We start from the raw sequence: 17563 nt of genomic DNA, 5'->3' as shown, positions 1-17563 counted from the left end.
TCAATCTGAGCCATGATCAAACTCTTCAGTTTAAAATCAATAGTACATATAGTGTACCAATCTTGGCTCATCAATTACTGACAAAAAATTTGCTCAAATAAACTTCGAGAAATTTCTACCATCAATCAATGATAATATATATCGATCAATCAACCAGTAAAAATCCACACAAGTTGTTCTTCATAATCTCTTAATGATCTTTCTAACATCTCGTCAATGCTAGAAGCTGGACTCGAAACACTTAACAACTCAGCAACCTGCTTCGTTCGTTTCCGTGTATCTCGTCGGTATGGGGTGCATTCTATAGATTTTTTCTTCCCTTGCAACCCCTTATTTAAACAAAAACTCATGCATGTTTGTTTTTTAAGCAAATTTATGTTTTTTACACTAAAAAATACACAAAAACGATTAATTAAATTAAAAAACCCCAATTAAATTGAGGTTTTTCAGATCAAAAAGCTCTAAATCTTATTCTATGTATTTTTGAGTACTATAATATGAAGTAGGTAATTTTCGAATTGTTTTTATTTTTTGATGACCATCTATTGAATTTAAGTAATTTAAGAATGCTTCTGCATAGTCCAATCCAACTTCTATTCGACGCTCACCTGTAATTTTTTTCAATGTATGATAGTAATCAGCACCATCAGCTAAAAAATTGATGGTTACAATTTTATATAACTGATTTAAATCTAATGGCACAAGCTGGTCAAACCCATTTCTGACTTGAATATTTGTAATACGCTTTCCAATAGGCTGCGTCATATCAACTTGCCAAGTTAATCCAGCCGTATACGGATAACTTCCAGTATTTTTTTGTTCAATCACGCCTGAAATGGCATCTTCAAGCGTATCTTTAATTTCTTGACCAGTCATATTCAATTGAACGAGCGTATTTTTGAAAGGTAAGACTCGGAAGATATCTGCTACAGTGATATTTCCTTTCGCCAAATCAACTCTTACTCCACCTGCATTTTGAAATGAAATATCAGCATTAAAATATTCTTTGCCTTGTTTAAGAAATGCTTCGGCAACCATTTGTTGAATATCACCACCATGGACATCGACATGCGCATTCAAATTACACACATCACCTAAAGATGATCGTGAGCGATCAAATTGAGTTCCCGGCACACGTCTTGAACATAAATTATCAACTGCCTGCCCAACAACTTTGACTGCAAATAATTTTTTAGATTGCTTATAGCGCTCTAAGACACTCAAAATATTTTGATCTTCTTTAATAATAGAAAAAGGAGCTCGTTCTTCTTCGAATTGATGTTCTATATATTTTTTTTCTTGATCACTGACTCTTTCATTATTTTGCTTACGTTTAAAATCATCGCTAATTAACACATGCGGTGTACCCACACAACTTTGAACCGCACCATCTGCATTAAATTTTACGTTAAGTTCACCAACCACATAACTGTATTGCCATGCTTGAGCAACACAAACAGATTCGCCATTTTTATTTTTCAATTGTAATGGGTAGGTAGCGACAGGAGACATACCATACTTTTCTAATATATGAGGTCCAAACAATGTGTGAGAGTCTCCTCCAATTATCACATCCACATCCGTAAGTTCTTGTGCTAATTTTTGATCAAGTTCATAGCCTACATGTGTTTGTAAAATAATTTTTTTAATTCCCTGTTTTTTGAGTTGATTAATCTCATTTTGAGCTACTGTAATTTCATCTCGGAATAATGTGTCTTGATTTGGTTGAGAGGAGTTTTTAGTTTTTGATGCAATGGTGAGCCCCACAACCCCATATTTTTCCCCATCCCGCTCAAGAACAATAGATTTTTGAATCCGATCTGTCTGATATAAAGGTGAACTCACCCCAAATTCAACATTTGCAGAAAGAATCTCTGTTCGCTCTTTACACTGTCCTTCGTCTAAAAAACCAATAAAATCTTTTAAGCCTTGATCTTTTGCATCAAATTCATGATTTCCCAAGGTGAAAGTATCAAAACACACTGTATTCATCATTTCAGCATCAGCTTTTCCATTTGAGAGGTTGTAATACAAATCTCCTGTTATCGCATCACCAGCATGAATTTTCACTACATTCTGATGATTTTCTGCCATTAGATTCATAAATGTTGCTACACGAGAAAATCCACCACGGGAAACGACTAGTTGTTCTTCACCATGACCTAAATCGAAATTAAAGCTAAGCTCTTCACCATCTAAATGGGAGTGATGGTCATTAATATGAAGAATTTTCAACTCTGAGGGTTGTGTAATATTAGGATTAGATTTTTGGTCATCTCCACCACAACTACTTAGCAATAACGATGTCGTTAATAGAAGACCTGTTATTTTTATCTTGTTCTTCATTTGAATACTCCTTTTTTTTAAACCAAGAGTATTCAACGAAGATATGACATTATGATGGTGGATTTATGACACTTTATCGAGATTTATGACACTTTATCGAAATGACTAATTTTATATTTTTCTGCAAATCGCTCAGCTAATGCCGTAATGGTCAAACTCGGATTAACACCAACATTCACAGGAATCGCACTCCCATCAACCACATATAAGCCTTGATAGCCAAAAACCTGATGATTAGAGTCAATCACACCTTTAGAGGAATCCTCAGCCATAACTACACCACCCAATATATGCGCTGTAACAGATAAGTGCCCCATACTTTCCAATATATTATTCTGTGCTTGACCACCACTTACTTCAGCAAATTTTTCTGCAGCTTCATTTGCTAACGGTATAAAAGACGGCGCTCTTTCTCCAACTGAAACCTGCGTTTTCAAAAAACGCCTAAAACCTCTGAGTGCAGTACGTCCATATACAAATCGTATTTGATTGTCTGCCTGTTGCATGACGGTTAATACAGTGACACGTTTATGCCAGTTTTTAGAACGCCATGATCGAGTTGAAACAAAGGGGTGCAGAAAAAAATGCTTTAAAACATGGAGTGCACGTTTTACAGGTTGATCGCCATTGACCAGTGGTCCCATATAAAACTTCATAAACTCATAACTTGCTGGAAATCGATTCTGAGTAATATGTGTTTTGTCATCTGCATGAAAATGACTGGAAATGGTCGTCCCTCTCGTTAAATCTATTGTTTTATCATTATTAGAGATCGCAACAATCGCCTCACTATTGGTTCGAATATGTTCACCTAACTGACCAGAAATATTCGGTAAGGTTTTAAACACATCTCTTGAAGCAAACAAAATTTCAACAGTTCCTATAACACCTGCGGATAGAATGACCTGTTTCGCAGAGTAATCTTGTTTTTCTTTGGAGTTAAATGACTGATATGTATGAATGATATATTTTCCATCAACATGTGAAAGATGAGTTACTTTGGTTTCTGGAATAATCTCAACTCCATTGTTCTCTGCAAGATATAAATAGTTTTTATCCAAACTATTCTTCGCACCCTGCGCACACCCCGTTATACAATTTCCGCACTGATTACAGCCTATTCGTTCGGGACCTTGACCATTCAAAAGTGGATCACTCACCCATTGATGAGGATCACCAAAGTAAATTCCCTGTGGTACAGTGTCAAAACTATCTCCAGAACCCATTTTTTCTGCTGTTTGTTTTAACCACTCATCTTGCTGACCTTTATATGGATTTAAACTTACACCTAGCATGGACTGAGCCATCTGATAGTGCGGTTGTAATTCCCTCTCCCAGTCTTCTGACAAATGACTCCAAGTTGGATCACGATAAAACTTTTGACCTGGTTTTAACAACACAGCAGCATAAACAACACTGCCACCACCAACGGCAACCCCTCGAACCACACCCATATGTTGGAATACGTCTTGTGCAAGAAAACCCTTCATCCCTAACGTCGGTGCCCAATTTAAGTATTTAGAACTCCGACTTGCTCGATGTAAATCATCTTCAGTGAGCCTTCTTCCCTGCTCTAGCACAGCTACTTTTAATCCAAGCTCAGACAATCTTAGCGCAGATACACTTCCACCAAAGCCTGAACCTACAATAATGACATCATATTCAAATTTTGATTTCATACATCACGACTTAGAATAAATGGAAATGAAAAATGCTTTAAAAAAGGAAGATTAATGATAGTCATACACAACATCGTATGTTCATCAAGCTGTCTTAACTCATCAACCACCCAACGCCATGGAATTGGTGCTGTCTTGCCATAATACAAGGCGATCGTTTGTTTTCCATCAATCAAAGACGCCTCTTCTAGACACTCCATTTGAAGCTTTTCACTTCTCTGACCGCGATTGAGTAAAATATTAGTGACTAAATTTTGATTGATGAATTTTTTCCCAAACCATCCCCCCAATCCACTTAAAAATAAACTCGGTGCTGCAGACACTCTTAACCACCAAGGACCAATAAACTGAGCCTTATATTCTCCTTGTCTCATGGCAAGTGGCGCGGATGACAGTTGTTGATAGGTTGCCTTAATCGAGGTCAACGAAGCAGTGATTAAATGCTCCTTACGGATCATGAATTTCTCCCTCAATGATTTTTGTTTTATTCAGCATGTCCTATGCTTCTTTATGAAATATATCAATCGTTTAAATTTTATTCCACTTACATACTTTGCTCGATTGCATAAAAAAAGCCGGATGTGACATACATTCGGCTTTTCAACTCAAATTAATTTCACTTTATTTCTTTAAAAATCCTGATACAAGATTCAACACATTTTGTATATCTGAATTCGCTTCTTGTGGATCGGTCTTATTTGCTTGAGGTGTAAGCGAATCAATAATTTGTGGTAAGACTGAAGAAATCGCACTGTATACATCCTGTTTAGGAACTTGCGCTTCTTGTGCAACTTGCTCTACATCTTGCTGATCAAATAAATTTTGAACCTGTTGCGTGCTGACATTGGCATTTTCGCCAGGACCAGTTGAAACCCAATCATCCACTTGACTCGTCAGACCCTGACCTTTCAGTTGATCAAGTGCACCTTGCAAACCGCCATTTTTTTGAATCCAATTGAGAATTAAAGGAACTACTGCGATTAATAAGGTTTGAGCGTTTAGACCTGATGATTTGCCTACACCACCAGGTTGACTACCCGATAAACCACCAAGTACAGATCCCAAAATCCCTCCCAATCCACCTTGTTGTTGGTTTTGATTGGTCTGATTATTTTGTCCCGTTAAACTCCCGAGTACCGAACCAAGTACACCACCCAATCCCGATTGATTAGATTGTGGATTACCGCCTAAGGCCTGTTTCGCTAAAACTTCAACAATATTACTTAAATTTGTCATCAAGACACCTTTACATTCTTATTTTCATTGATCAGCATATCGTTAAAAACATGGCTTTGTACATTGAAATTGTTGTGTTTTGATAAACTCAAAGTTTGCCATTACCATCGAAACTTATTCCAATTTTCTGGATTAGCCCAAAACTTAGAATTAAACCAATCTGGCACATGCTTATAATTCAAAATATTGAATTGCCATAAGGCGAAATCTTGCTCTGTATTTTTTTGCTCAATGAGCTGCGTGAATCCCAGACTTCTTAATAATTGTTCATCTGCAATATGACTCAACACGACGATTCTTTTTGCCATTAAATCACGCAGTTTTACCAGCATTTGTGATTTATGATGGGTTGATAGTGTATCCATCTGTTCATTATTTAAAATCACAACACCTAGATCATAGCGTTGCTGAAAAGGAAGCATTAAAAATTCAGTTACGTTAAAATGATTCCATTGGATTGTTTGAGCATAGTCTTGGCTGAGATCCTGACCAAGACATACGGCAGTTTGAATTGGCTGTTCTTTAGATAAATCGTCTAGCATTGACGTGATGACATTTTTCTCAGCCATGAGCTGCACCTTATTTGAGTGAGATTAAAGCATGGAATTACAGGGCATTTGTCATAAAATGCACGCTGGTTTAACCAACCTAAGTGTAACTGAACAACAAACACAACAGGCAAATGTTGAATATAAATTTATTTTAGATCGTTCAGAAATCAATCTCCCGTTCAACTTAGGTCAAGAAATTGAAATTGAATGGACCGGCAAAATTTACTGTGTTTCCTGTGGGAATAAAACACCAAAATCATACTCCCAAGGTCACTGCTTTAAATGCATGAAAACGAAAGCAGCCTGTGATATGTGTATTATGAAGCCAGAAACATGCCATTACCATTTAGGGACTTGTCGTGAAGAAAGCTTTGCTCAAGAAGTATGCTTTCAACCCCATATTGTCTATCTTGCCAATTCAAGTGCATTAAAGGTTGGCATTACCCGTTTAGGTCAAATGCCAACACGTTGGCTAGATCAAGGGGCTACCCAAGCTTTACCTATTATGAAAGTGGGCTCTCGTCGGTTATCAGGACAACTTGAAGTCATGTTTGGTACGCAAGTCGCTGATAAAACAGACTGGAGAAAATTGCTGAAAGGTGAAGCGGAAAAGGTAAATTTGTTAGAGATCAGAGATGAATTGCTCACGGAGTTTGAACCTCAAATTGAAACCATTCGAGATGAGTTCAGCATGAGCCTAGATTTCAATGAAAATGTAGAAATTTTAGAAAACGAACTTCCTCGTGAATTCATTTATCCTGTCGATCAATATCCTGAAAAAATTAAATCGCATAACTTAGACAAAACGCCAGTCATACGTGGAAAACTGCACGGTATCAAAGGACAATATCTGATTATGGACACAGGTGTCATCAATATACGCAAATATACGGGTTATGAATTAAAAATTCGTGCTGATTCATAATGCTAAATCAATAAAGCCTCAATATGAGGCTTTTTTTAAAGGATAGATAGAATTGCGTGCACTGGATCTTCATTTTGATCCGACAATAGTTGCTTGTGCATCGTCAACAATTGCATAGATTGTATTTTTGAGTTTTCGATATTCATCAACAACTCAATCTCATGTGCTAAGTTTTCTGGAGTTGCATCATTCTGGATTAACTCCTGAATTACTTTTTTACCTGCAATAATATTAGGTAAAGAATAATAAGGAATTTTCACTAAAAGTTTCGCAATCCAGTAGGTCAAACTATTTAGTTTATAAAAAGTCACCATGGGACGATGCAATAACATCGCCTCAAGTGTTGCAGTACCCGATGCCAACGCCACAATATCACTGGCATCCATGACCATCCGACCTATTTTAGATTCCGCATCAATATTTTCCATTAACTTGATATTATCTCTGAGTCTATCTGGGTAACCTATTAAGATCTGCTCAATTTGTTGTTTACGAGCCTCATTGATGGCTGGAATTAAAAATTGATACTCAGGATATTTTTGATGGACAATCTTCGCTGCATCTAATACAAGCGGCCCTAACTTATCAACTTCACCACGACGACTTCCAGGCAGTAATGCGATATGTTTTTGTGCAGGATTTAAACCAAGCGCCTGCTTTGCATCGAGTATAGGATTTTCCAGCGGTAATTGATTAGCGAGAGGATGTCCAACAAATACCGCTGGCACATTAAATCGATCATAAAAAGTTTTTTCGAATGGGAATAGGCAAAGCACCAAGTCAATTGAGGCTTTGATACCATGAACACGACCTTGACGCCATGCCCAAACCGAAGGACTCACATATTGAACAGTCTTAATTGGCAACGATTTTTGCTTTATTTTCTTTGCTAAGCGCAAGTTAAAATCTGGTGCGTCTATCCCTATAAAAATATCAACAGGTTGTTTAGTCCATTGATCAACCAAGCCATCTCGAACCGCAAAAAGTTTTTTAATATCTTTTAATACTTCAACAATTCCCATCACCGATAGAATATCCATCGCATAATAGCTTTTAAAACCCTCTGCAATCATTTGAGGACCGCCAATTCCTTCAAATTCAGCATTAATTCCCTGCTCTCGAAAACGACGTATTAATTTGGCGCCTAAGGTATCACCTGAAACTTCACCAACCACAATGCCAATTTTAAGTTTTCGATTTTGCAAATGAATATCCTCTTTCATGCTCTACAAGTATCTTAACATAAGCATCTCATAACAGATTGAGTTCTTGAAATATCTTAACTTAGTAATGCTTTATCTTATTTTTGAATAAGTAAATGAATAATCAAGACAACAGCTTATATTCAAAAATCATAAGATATGCCGGTTTTCTGATAAGTAGCACAAACGATGTACGGTTCTATTGAATATATTTTAGCAGGTGTTTTAGTTGGTTTCTGTGTAGGGGTCACTGGCGTGGGTGGTGGCTCACTTATGACGCCTATCTTAATTGGTTTATTTAAAATTGAACCACATATTGCAATTGGTACAGATCTACTTTATGCCGCGATTTCTAAGTTTTGCGGCTCTTTTGTACATGCAAAAAAGCTTAATATTGTTTGGCCCATCGTCATTTGGCTTGCGATCGGAAGTATTCCAGCCTCTTTAGCCACAACTTGGGTTTTAGACAACTATTTGAGTCAATCCACACATTACAAAGCCATTCTCACGATGGTTTTAGGCTTTATGCTGACCATTACTGGTATTTCAATTGTATTCCGTACACAGGTAGAAAAATTCTTCAAAAAATTTTCCAAAGAAGTTACTGAACAGGAAGTTGAATTAACTCGAGAAAAATTAAAGCAGAAGCGTTTATATATAGCTTTAATGGGTATTGTACTGGGTATTTTTGTGACCTTATCTTCAGTTGGCGCAGGTGCATTCGGCATTATGGCGCTGATCATCATGTTCCCTAATTTACCTATGATTAGAATTATTGGTTCTGATGTTGTACATGCAGTTTTACTGACGCTCGTTGCAGGTATGGGGCATATGAATTCAGGTAATGTGGATTTCAATTTATTAATGTGGCTTTTAGTCGGATCGATTCCTGCAATCATCGTTGGTACGCTGGTGAGCTCCCATTTACCTGAAAAAATTATTCGCAAGGTACTGGGCATCACCTTATTTGCCATTGGTGTTAACTTCATGCTTAATCCAGTCAAAGCGAAACCTGTGACCGCACCTGAGGCAGTTATTGAAACCTCAACTAAAGTCCAGTCTTAATTAATATCATGTTCAAACTGTAACCTCAGTGAAGCTGTATAATTCACTGAGGTGAAATTAAATGATTTATTCAATTTAATAATTTTCAAAAATTAAATCATTCTATACAATACAAGTAGAAACTCTGATTAATACCAAAAAGACAATTTCATTACTTTTTTTTATTAAATCCATTCAACTTTTTGATAACAAATGATCTACTGAATCATGCTATATTCAATAGATTGAACATTTTCTTGTAAAAACGAACCAGTGACGGCAATGAATACTTTACAGTCAAATTCTATCACCCAAAACGACATTGATGACGTGAATGTACAAAGCATTCAGCCTCTTGTTACTCCTGCTGAATTAAAAACAGAATTACCGTTAACTGATAATGCATACCAAACAGTCCTAAAAGGTCGTGAAACTGTACGTAATATCTTAGATGGCAACGACAAACGTTTATTCGTAGTCATTGGACCGTGCTCTATTCACGATCCTGCAGCAGCTCATGATTATGCTGATCGTTTAAAAGTCTTAAGCGAAAAAGTGAAAGACACGCTTTATATCATCATGCGCGTGTATTTCGAGAAGCCTCGTACAACAGTGGGTTGGAAAGGCTTAATTAATGACCCTGACATGAATGACTCTTTCAACATTGAAAAAGGTTTACGTTTAGGTCGTAAATTATTGCTTGAACTCAATGAGAAAGGTCTGCCATGCGCAACTGAAGCGCTTGATCCAAACTCTCCACAGTACTACCAAGACTTAATTTCTTGGTCAGCAATAGGTGCACGTACAACAGAGAGCCAAACACACCGAGAGATGTCTTCAGGTTTATCATCTCCAGTTGGCTTTAAAAATGGTACGGATGGCGGTCTCACTGTTGCAACCAATGCGATGCAATCTGTAAAACATGGTCATAGTTTCCTTGGCTTAAATGACCAAGGTCAAGTTTCAGTCATTCGTACTAAAGGTAACCAATATGCCCATGTCGTGTTACGTGGTGGTAATGGCAAACCGAATTATGATGCTGGTTCTGTAGCTGAAGCTGAAAATGCATTAGCGAAAGCAAAAGTAAGCAACAAGATCATGATTGATGCGAGTCATGCCAATTCTAATAAAGACCCATACCTTCAGCCATTGGTTCTAAAAAATATCACTGAACAAATTTTAGATGGCAATAAATCGATCGTAGGTATTATGGTTGAAAGTCATTTAAAAGGTGGCCGCCAAGATATTCCTGCAAATCTTTGCGATTTAGAGTATGGTAAGTCTGTTACAGATGGATGCATTGATTGGGAAACAACTGAAAAAGTTTTGTTGGAAATGGATGCAGCTTTGAAAGACGTTCTACCACAACGTTAATCAGATTAAACGCCATCACACGATGGCGTTTTTTTATAAGGTTAAATCATGGATCAACTCGAAAAAGAACTAAGCTCAATCCCCCATTTTCAATTTGTTCATGAGCATTTGTTTAGCTCAGGTCAGCCAAACGAAGAACAACTTAAATCAATTAAAGCCTATGGTATCGATACCATCGTTAATCTCGCTTTTAATGATGCTACACCGAACTTAAATCATGAAGATCGCTTGAGTGCTGAAATTGGTCTTAACTACATCCAAGTACCTATTGATCCAGAATTTCCACATGATGATCAATGTTTATTTGTACTCGATCTGATCGATCATCTCGTTAAAGAGAAAATGGTCTGGATACATTGCACCGAAAATCATCAATGTAGTTCATTAATCTATCTGTACCGACTACATTATATGAATATGGATTTACCTACTGCACATGAGCTATTACACCAAGTATGGGAACCCAACAACACTTGGACTGGCTTAATGCACGCGGTCGGCTTACAGTTGCAAGGACGTAAAGCTACTCAAGAACTGCAAGCCTCTTTGATGAAAGCGCAAAACTTTGAATGATCGAAATTGCTCATTGATGACTAATTAATACGGTCGCTGTAGACAGGATTCCTTCCTGACGACCAGTAAACCCTAATTTTTCAGTGGTAGTGGCTTTAATACTAATCTGATTGATATCCACATCAAGTACATCTGCAATACTTTGACGCATATCTAAATTATGTTTCGCTAATTTTGGACGCTCACAAGCCACTGTAATATCCGCGTTATTCAGTTGATAACCACGATCCAATATCAACTGATAAACATGCTTTAATAAAACCTTACTGTCCGCGCCTTTGAACTGTTCATCAGTATCTGGAAAGTGCTGTCCAATATCACCGAGCGCTAAAGCACCCAACAATGCATCACAAAGTGCATGTAAAACTACATCTCCATCAGAGTGTGCTTTCAAACCATGTGTATGCGGAATACGAATACCAGCCAATGTGACATAATCGCCTTCCTCAAAAGCATGAACATCAATACCTTGACCTATACGAATAGCTAAGCTCACATTGAACTCCTTTACACAGTTTTTGAAAATGAAATCTTGTATTCTTTGATTCTTGTTCGCTATAGTAGATGCGCAAACATTTGAAAGTATAAGCGATGATGTTGTCAAAAAGCGTATCAAGTTGGATGAAACCTTTAATTTCTATCTTTTTCATTGGATTAAGCAGTGTTTCTGTCGCACAGGCACAACTTATTCAATGCGATAAGCCTCAATCAAGTTTTAAAAATTCCATGATTTGTGCTGTTGATTTTTCATCTTTGAGAGATGAATTGAATGAACGCTTTTTAACATCCTACTTAGTTACCGATGCACCAACTCGATTAATTCAAGATACACAACAGCTTTGGCTGAATCGACTGCAGCAGTGTAAAAATAAAAATTGTGTGTCATTACAAATCAATCAACGCATTGATGATTTAAACTTTTACATGTCAATGAATCAAACGCTTACTCAGCATTACATCAAGTTTGAACAAGGTAAAATTGCAGCGCAACCTGTACACCTTAAGATTCATCAATTAAGCAAGGATCGCGTCAAAATTGAAGGTATTGCTTATCGTAGCCCTAATAATCGCCTAGAAACCCAGACCATCCCATTATTGGCTTATACAACCACTCAAAGCAAACACGAAATTACTGATAATGAGCATGATTGTCATTACAAACTCAAATATCAAAAATCATTACTGATTGTCTCAACTGAGCAAACAGGCTGTGAGCGCTTTAGTGGAATCTATCGACTATATGATTAAACAGAGTGTATGCAAGTTCACAGTTAAATTGCGAATGCTAAACACAACACTCCTGTGATCGCTAACAGAATACCTAAGCTGTTTTTTAGGGTTATTTTTTCTTTAAAAACTAATATACCTGCGATCACACCTAACACTACGACTAGAATATTCATACCAGCGAATACGATTGCAGGTGAATCCTTTAACAACATATGTGCTTTCACATAAAGTGCAATATTGGCAAAATTCAATACACCTAAACTTAGTCCAGCAAGAAAATTTTGCACTGTCCATGATGTTTGACGCAGGGACAAATATCCCATGGAAATAATGAAAGCAAACACAAACATCAAGTTTAAACTGACTGCAAATTTTAACCCTAAACTTGTACTGTATTTTAACAGAACATCTACGAGTGCATAGCCAAGCCAAACTGCGAGCAAATACATTCCTGCTTTTTTTGTTTGCAATGTTGGTTTCGATGTTTTAGAAAAAATGATCAAAACAATTGCACTCAAACCCAATGCAATACCAATCAATTTCAGGGTGCTAAATTTTTCTTGGAAAAGAAAATAGGCTGCCAACAATGAAAGAACAACGGATAATCTTTGCGCGATTTCAGTTCTGATAATTCCAGCTTGATCAAGTGATTTGGAGAGCAGCAAGAATATTGAGGGTAATGCTATCCCCAACAACCCAATAAGCCACCAAGGTGTGGAGGTTAATGATATTTGGTTGAGGTCTGGCTTAAACCAAAAAAAACAGAGTATCGTGGCGATAGCATAATTCCATGCAATCATTTGCATGACATCAAATCCACGAGACTTACTAAACTTCAATAAAATCGATACTAGTACGCTGCACAAAGCTGCTGAAAAAATCAGTTCCATAATTTGCTCTTGTTTTTTTATTCAAGAAAAAGCCCACAATCACTGTGGGCTTTTAAAATTATAAATAATTTTATTAATTATTTATAACGATCTACCATTTTCTCTAAAGAAATAGGGCGAATCTTGTCAGCATGACCTGCTGTACCAAATGCAGTATAACGATCTACACAGATTTGCTTCATTGCTTCAACAGTTTGAGCAAAGAATTTACGTGGATCAAATTCGCTTGGTTTTTCAGCCATCATACGACGCATAGCACCTGTTGAAGCTAAACGTAAGTCAGTGTCGATATTGATTTTACGTACACCGTGTTTAATTGCTTCAACCAACTGCTCAACAGGAACACCATAAGTTTCTTTGATGTCACCACCGTATTGGTTAATAATCGCTAACCATTCTTGTGGAACTGAACTTGAACCATGCATTACAAGATGAGTATTTGGAAGTGCAGCGTGGATCTCTTTAATACGATCGATCGCTAAAATATCACCTGTAGGTGGACGCGTAAATTTATAAGCGCCGTGTGAAGTACCAACTGCAATTGCTAAGGCATCAACGTTAGTATCAGCGACAAATTGAGTCGCCTCTTCAACCGAAGTAAGCAGTTGTGAATGATCTAGAACACCTTCAGCGCCAACACCATCCTCTTCACCAGCCAGACCAGTTTCAAGGCTACCTAGGCAACCAATCTCACCTTCTACAGATACACCACACGCATGTGCCATTTGAACAACACGACGAGTTACATCTACGTTGTAATCATAAGTTGTTGGTGTTTTACCATCTGCACCTAATGAACCATCCATCATTACTGATGAAAAGCCTAATTGGATTGAGCGTTGGCAAACGTCAGGATCAGTACCATGGTCTTGGTGCATCACAACTGGAATGTGTGGCCATTCTTCGATTGCAGCCAAAATAAGATGGCGTAAGAATGGAGCACCAGCATATTTACGAGCACCAGCAGATGCTTGAACAATAACAGGTGAATTTGTTTCATCTGCGGCTAACATAATCGCGCGCATTTGTTCTAAGTTGTTTACGTTAAACGCTGGTACGCCGTAACTATGTTCTGCGGCGTGATCCAAGAGCTGGCGCATTGAAATAAGAGCCATAATTTCCTCCCAGGTAATGCTCCATATTCTAACCTGACCTGTGTTTCAATTCAGCAACAATTGACAGTATTTCATAAAAAATCCCTGCAATTGCAGGGAGATTTTCGATTTAGTACTGATTGATGTACGAAATCACTCCGCCGTTGCTTGATCAGCAGGTGCATTTGCAACTTCTTCAGGAACATCAGTATTATTTTCATCTTGTAATGGCTGATCAATAGCATCGATAGCCGCTTGTTGTTCAGCACTAATATCTGATGCTTCAACAGCAACTTCTGATGTTGATGTTTGATCTGCAGCTGGTGCACTTTCTTGTTTAGAACAAGCCGTCATAGCAAGAGTAGCAGCCAATAGTGCAATTACGCCTAATTGTAATTTCATGATGTTATTCCGCATGATAAATCAGATTATGATCATAATATTTCAAAATTATTTCATTTTCATGACGAAAATTAGTCATAAAAAAAGACCTTCTTAGAAGGTCTTTTTTCTTAAATCCAATTAAGCGCGTTCAAGTAGAACAGCGACTGCTGGTAATGTCTTGCCTTCTACAAATTCAAGGAAAGCACCACCACCCGTTGAGATATAACCAATTTTGTCAGCCACTGCATACTTATCAATCGCAGCTAAAGTATCACCACCACCGGCGATAGAGAAACCTTCAGATTCTGCAATCGCTAAAGATAGCGCTTTCGTGCCCTCACCAAATTGATCAACCTCAAATACGCCTACTGGACCATTCCAAAGAATTGTTTTTGAAGTTTTTAAAATTTCAGCAAATGCTTGAGCTGTTTCTGGACCAACATCAAGAATCATGTCATTGTCAGCAACATCTTCAACTTTTTTCACTACGGCTTTTGCTGCCGCTAATGAGCCAAGGAAGTCATCAAAGTTAATTTCTGATGCGTCAGCAACAACAACATCTGTTGGCAATGGAACCGATACTTTCGCAGCAATTGCTTTAGCTGTATCGATTAAGTCATTTTCACAAAGTGATTTACCAACGTTATAGCCCGCAGCTGCTAAGAATGTATTCGCTATACCACCACCGACAATGAGCTGATCACAAATAACTGATAACGATGTTAAAACATCTAGTTTAGTCGATACTTTTGAACCCGCTACAATAGCAACCATTGGTTTTTCAGGCGTCTGAAGCGCACGACCAAGTGCATCTAATTCAGCGGCAAGTAATGGACCTGCTGCTGCAACTTTAGCAAGACGAGCCACACCTTCTGTTGATGCTTCTGCACGATGTGCAGTACCAAATGCATCCATCACAAACACATCACAAAGTGCTGCATATTTTGCTGCCAACTCTGGATTATTTTTCTTTTCGCCTGTGTTAAAGCGACAGTTTTCGAGTAACACAACTTGGCCTGGTGCAACTTCAACACCATCCAAATATTCAGTGAGTAATTTAACTTCTTGACCCAATGCTTCAGTTAAGTAGGCAGCAACAGGTGCAAGTGATTGTTCAGCTTTAGGCTCACCTTCAACTGGACGACCAAGGTGAGAATAAACCATTACTGCTGCGCCTTTTTCAAGAGCGGCTTTAATTGTTGGTAATGCAGCGCGTAAACGTGCATCACTCGTAATCACACCATTTTTAACAGGAACGTTTAAGTCTTCACGGATCAGAACACGTTTACCTGCTAAATCGAGGTCAGTCATACGCTGAAAGTTCATGTATAGCTCACTTTATAGATATCAAAACCGCATAGATTCTAAATGATTATGCTAAAAAAGGTGAGTAAAATTTCAGAAAAGCTGTAGAAATCTTTAGATTTGATTATGATAGATGGAGTCGAACCACAAAGTGTTGCTATGTCTATCCATCCAGATCCAAGTATTAATCGTTTAAATGTTTTCGGCGAACCACTCGCCAGTTGTTGTTTTGATCCTATCACAGGATATTTCAGAAATGGTTTTTGCCACACTGCACCCTCTGATTTAGGTCAACATACAGTCTGTGCCGAAATGACGTCTGAATTCTTAAGTTTCTCGCAACGAATTGGGAATGATTTGACAACACCACTACCCGAAGTTGGTTTTCCCGGTTTAAAACCTGGTGATTTCTGGTGTATTTGTGTGACGCGCTGGGTTGAAGCTTATCAGAATGATATGGCACCGAATTTAAAACTTCAGGCTTGTCATCAATCAGTACTTGCTTATGTCCCGATCGACATTTTAATGGAATTCTCAGTGTAATGAATCATCATGTTGCTTCAACGTCAGCAAGAATTATTTTAGCTTCTGGCAGTCAAACACGTAAGGAACTACTTAATCGATTACATATCGATTTTGAACAAATATCACCCGATATCGATGAAACTCCGCGTGGGGAAAGCCATGCCGATGATCTTGCCTATCGACTCGCATATGAAAAAGCAAAATATTTTGCTGAGAAATATCCAGATGCGATCGTTATTGGTTCTGATCAGGTAGCTTGGCGTGAAGGCGCACCTGACATATTTATTGGAAAACCTTTATCTCCTGAAAAAGCAATCAAACAGCTTCAAGCAAATTCAGGAAAAATTGTTTATTTCAGTACTGCATTGAGTGTTCAACACGCTTCATCTGGGTTTGAAGAAACCATTGTTGAACATTATAAGGTCAAATTTAGGCATTTGAATCTGGAAGAAATTCAGCGTTATGTCGCACTTGAACAACCTTTACAGTGTGCTGGAAGTTTCAAATGCGAAAGTTTGGGCATCAGCTTATTTGAAGAAATGATTGGGCAAGACCAAACCACGTTGATGGGCATGCCGATGATTCAATTGTGTAAAATTTTACGTGAATTGAAAATTCTAGTGCCTTGATACGTTGCTTATTAATCAATAAGACCGAGTTCAATAACTCGGTTTTTTTTTGGAATTATTTGTTACTAGCAACTGATGAATGAAATAAATACCCTATTTTTAGCTCAAATAATTACAACTGAGCTAAATTAATTTATCTACACAAAGCTGTGGAAAATTGATCGATAAGCGATCTCAAAACATAGAAGTTGTAAAAAAGTTCAAATGATCATATTTGGGTTGTTCATTTCAAGTTATGAATATGAATTACATGAACAAGTTAAGAAACTTTGTATAACATCCATTATCTTAGTTTAAGTTTTTTTCAATTTTGGATACTATCTTTAGGGGGATACATATGCATGATAACTTCTGGAATAGATTTCTACATATAGAAAAAAACTAAAAGAATTTAGTACTCACGTAGATTTTGACATTAGAAACAATGAAACTTTTTCTATAGAAATAATGAATTTGTATCTTACAATTTGTTCAGAAATTGAAGCAATTTTTTAAAGCTTGTACATCTAATATTGGTAATTCATTCAACTTTAGAGATTTTCGTGAATACTATAAAGATGAAACACAACTACAAAG

At 37.4% G+C, this 17563-nt stretch carries 18 protein-coding genes; 7 read left to right on the top strand and 11 right to left on the bottom strand.

Features of this window, described 5'->3' with window-relative positions:
• Positions 1–468: 468 nt before the first annotated feature.
• The 5 genes from BMW42_RS10960 to BMW42_RS10940 all read right to left on the bottom strand — a co-directional run bounded on the left by BMW42_RS10960 (position 469) and on the right by BMW42_RS10940 (position 5830).
• Positions 469–2346, bottom strand: a complete 1878-nt coding sequence (locus BMW42_RS10960; protein ID WP_092767840.1) for a 5'-nucleotidase C-terminal domain-containing protein — start codon at positions 2344–2346, stop codon at positions 469–471.
• 83 nt (positions 2347–2429) lie between these two features.
• Entirely contained in the window at positions 2430–4025 is a 1596-nt protein-coding gene (locus tag BMW42_RS10955) for an FAD-dependent oxidoreductase (RefSeq protein ID WP_092767838.1), read from the bottom strand.
• Entirely contained in the window at positions 4022–4483 is a 462-nt protein-coding gene (locus BMW42_RS10950; protein WP_092767835.1) for a hypothetical protein, read from the bottom strand. The genes BMW42_RS10955 and BMW42_RS10950 overlap by 4 nt, the downstream gene beginning before the upstream one ends.
• Before the next feature lie 163 nt (positions 4484–4646).
• Positions 4647–5261 carry a YidB family protein gene (locus BMW42_RS10945; protein ID WP_092767832.1) on the bottom strand — a complete coding sequence of 205 codons (615 nt, stop codon included), beginning with the start codon at positions 5259–5261 and terminating at the stop codon, positions 4647–4649.
• Between the two features lie 101 nt (positions 5262–5362).
• Complete coding sequence (locus BMW42_RS10940; protein WP_092767830.1) at positions 5363–5830, bottom strand: DUF6231 family protein; 468 nt, start codon at positions 5828–5830, stop codon at positions 5363–5365.
• Positions 5831–5861: 31 nt separating this feature from the next.
• Here BMW42_RS10940 and BMW42_RS10935 point away from each other — a divergent pair, with 31 nt between their 5' ends.
• A complete protein-coding gene (locus BMW42_RS10935; RefSeq protein WP_092767828.1) occupies positions 5862–6737 on the top strand; it encodes a DUF2797 domain-containing protein in 876 nt (291 codons plus the stop codon).
• A 35-nt stretch (positions 6738–6772) separates the two neighbouring features.
• Here BMW42_RS10935 and lpxB read toward each other — a convergent pair whose 3' ends face one another.
• Complete coding sequence (gene lpxB / locus BMW42_RS10930) at positions 6773–7942, bottom strand: lipid-A-disaccharide synthase (RefSeq protein WP_092767860.1); 1170 nt, start codon at positions 7940–7942, stop codon at positions 6773–6775.
• A 186-nt stretch (positions 7943–8128) separates the two neighbouring features.
• On the opposite strand from lpxB, the gene BMW42_RS10925 reads away from it, so the two are divergent.
• From BMW42_RS10925 to BMW42_RS10915, 3 genes are all read left to right on the top strand, one after another.
• Positions 8129–9004: a sulfite exporter TauE/SafE family protein gene (locus BMW42_RS10925; RefSeq protein ID WP_092767826.1), complete on the top strand. Its 876-nt coding sequence runs from the start codon at positions 8129–8131 to the stop codon at positions 9002–9004.
• Between the two features lie 261 nt (positions 9005–9265).
• Entirely contained in the window at positions 9266–10357 is a 1092-nt protein-coding gene (locus tag BMW42_RS10920) for a 3-deoxy-7-phosphoheptulonate synthase (protein WP_051586615.1), read from the top strand.
• Between the two features lie 48 nt (positions 10358–10405).
• A complete protein-coding gene (locus BMW42_RS10915) occupies positions 10406–10930 on the top strand; it encodes a phosphatase domain-containing putative toxin (RefSeq protein ID WP_092767824.1) in 525 nt (174 codons plus the stop codon).
• Between the two features lie 10 nt (positions 10931–10940).
• Here the strand turns inward: BMW42_RS10915 and ispF are convergent, their stop codons facing one another.
• Positions 10941–11426 (bottom strand): 2-C-methyl-D-erythritol 2,4-cyclodiphosphate synthase, encoded by a 486-nt coding sequence (gene ispF / locus BMW42_RS10910; protein WP_092767822.1) that lies wholly within the window; start codon positions 11424–11426, stop codon positions 10941–10943.
• Between the two features lie 98 nt (positions 11427–11524).
• Between ispF and BMW42_RS10905 the strand changes: the two genes are divergently transcribed.
• A complete protein-coding gene (locus BMW42_RS10905) occupies positions 11525–12178 on the top strand; it encodes an A1S_1983 family putative colistin resistance protein (RefSeq protein ID WP_092767858.1) in 654 nt (217 codons plus the stop codon).
• 23 nt (positions 12179–12201) lie between these two features.
• On the opposite strand, the gene BMW42_RS10900 is transcribed toward BMW42_RS10905, so the two are convergent.
• The 4 genes from BMW42_RS10900 to BMW42_RS10885 form a co-directional block, all read right to left on the bottom strand.
• Positions 12202–13050, bottom strand: a complete 849-nt coding sequence (locus BMW42_RS10900; RefSeq protein WP_092767820.1) for a DMT family transporter — start codon at positions 13048–13050, stop codon at positions 12202–12204.
• 77 nt (positions 13051–13127) lie between these two features.
• The gene (gene fba / locus BMW42_RS10895; RefSeq protein WP_035269168.1) at positions 13128–14165 is read right to left on the bottom strand and encodes a class II fructose-bisphosphate aldolase; all 1038 of its coding nucleotides are present in this window, start codon (positions 14163–14165) and stop codon (positions 13128–13130) included.
• Between the two features lie 132 nt (positions 14166–14297).
• Positions 14298–14546 carry a hypothetical protein gene (locus BMW42_RS10890; protein WP_035269170.1) on the bottom strand — a complete coding sequence of 83 codons (249 nt, stop codon included), beginning with the start codon at positions 14544–14546 and terminating at the stop codon, positions 14298–14300.
• Between the two features lie 120 nt (positions 14547–14666).
• Positions 14667–15854 carry a phosphoglycerate kinase gene (locus BMW42_RS10885; RefSeq protein ID WP_092767819.1) on the bottom strand — a complete coding sequence of 396 codons (1188 nt, stop codon included), beginning with the start codon at positions 15852–15854 and terminating at the stop codon, positions 14667–14669.
• Between the two features lie 138 nt (positions 15855–15992).
• Between BMW42_RS10885 and BMW42_RS10880 the strand changes: the two genes are divergently transcribed.
• Both BMW42_RS10880 and BMW42_RS10875 read left to right on the top strand, forming a co-directional pair.
• Complete coding sequence (locus BMW42_RS10880) at positions 15993–16376, top strand: DUF2237 family protein (RefSeq protein ID WP_035269188.1); 384 nt, start codon at positions 15993–15995, stop codon at positions 16374–16376.
• Positions 16376–16987, top strand: a complete 612-nt coding sequence (locus tag BMW42_RS10875) for a Maf family protein (protein ID WP_092767817.1) — start codon at positions 16376–16378, stop codon at positions 16985–16987. The genes BMW42_RS10880 and BMW42_RS10875 overlap by 1 nt, the downstream gene beginning before the upstream one ends.
• Positions 16988–17563: the final 576 nt, after the last annotated feature.

Source organism: Acinetobacter sp. DSM 11652 (genome assembly GCF_900109815.1).
Classification (GTDB): domain Bacteria; phylum Pseudomonadota; class Gammaproteobacteria; order Pseudomonadales; family Moraxellaceae; genus Acinetobacter.
This window is presented reverse-complemented; position numbering and strand designations above follow the sequence as displayed.

Coding starts and splice junctions, on each gene's coding strand:
- BMW42_RS10950 (WP_092767835.1), bottom strand. CDS start 4,483: ATGATCCGTAAGGAGCATTTAATCACTGCTTCGTTGACCTCGATTAAG.
- BMW42_RS10940 (WP_092767830.1), bottom strand. CDS start 5,830: ATGGCTGAGAAAAATGTCATCACGTCAATGCTAGACGATTTATCTAAA.
- BMW42_RS10935 (WP_092767828.1), top strand. CDS start 5,862: ATGGAATTACAGGGCATTTGTCATAAAATGCACGCTGGTTTAACCAAC.
- BMW42_RS10945 (WP_092767832.1), bottom strand. CDS start 5,261: ATGACAAATTTAAGTAATATTGTTGAAGTTTTAGCGAAACAGGCCTTA.
- BMW42_RS10925 (WP_092767826.1), top strand. CDS start 8,129: ATGTACGGTTCTATTGAATATATTTTAGCAGGTGTTTTAGTTGGTTTC.
- BMW42_RS10890 (WP_035269170.1), bottom strand. CDS start 14,546: ATGAAATTACAATTAGGCGTAATTGCACTATTGGCTGCTACTCTTGCT.
- BMW42_RS10960 (WP_092767840.1), bottom strand. CDS start 2,346: ATGAAGAACAAGATAAAAATAACAGGTCTTCTATTAACGACATCGTTA.
- fba (WP_035269168.1), bottom strand. CDS start 14,165: ATGGCTCTTATTTCAATGCGCCAGCTCTTGGATCACGCCGCAGAACAT.
- BMW42_RS10915 (WP_092767824.1), top strand. CDS start 10,406: ATGGATCAACTCGAAAAAGAACTAAGCTCAATCCCCCATTTTCAATTT.
- BMW42_RS10880 (WP_035269188.1), top strand. CDS start 15,993: ATGTCTATCCATCCAGATCCAAGTATTAATCGTTTAAATGTTTTCGGC.
- BMW42_RS10885 (WP_092767819.1), bottom strand. CDS start 15,854: ATGAACTTTCAGCGTATGACTGACCTCGATTTAGCAGGTAAACGTGTT.
- BMW42_RS10955 (WP_092767838.1), bottom strand. CDS start 4,025: ATGAAATCAAAATTTGAATATGATGTCATTATTGTAGGTTCAGGCTTT.
- BMW42_RS10875 (WP_092767817.1), top strand. CDS start 16,376: ATGAATCATCATGTTGCTTCAACGTCAGCAAGAATTATTTTAGCTTCT.
- BMW42_RS10905 (WP_092767858.1), top strand. CDS start 11,525: ATGTTGTCAAAAAGCGTATCAAGTTGGATGAAACCTTTAATTTCTATC.
- BMW42_RS10920 (WP_051586615.1), top strand. CDS start 9,266: ATGAATACTTTACAGTCAAATTCTATCACCCAAAACGACATTGATGAC.
- BMW42_RS10900 (WP_092767820.1), bottom strand. CDS start 13,050: ATGGAACTGATTTTTTCAGCAGCTTTGTGCAGCGTACTAGTATCGATT.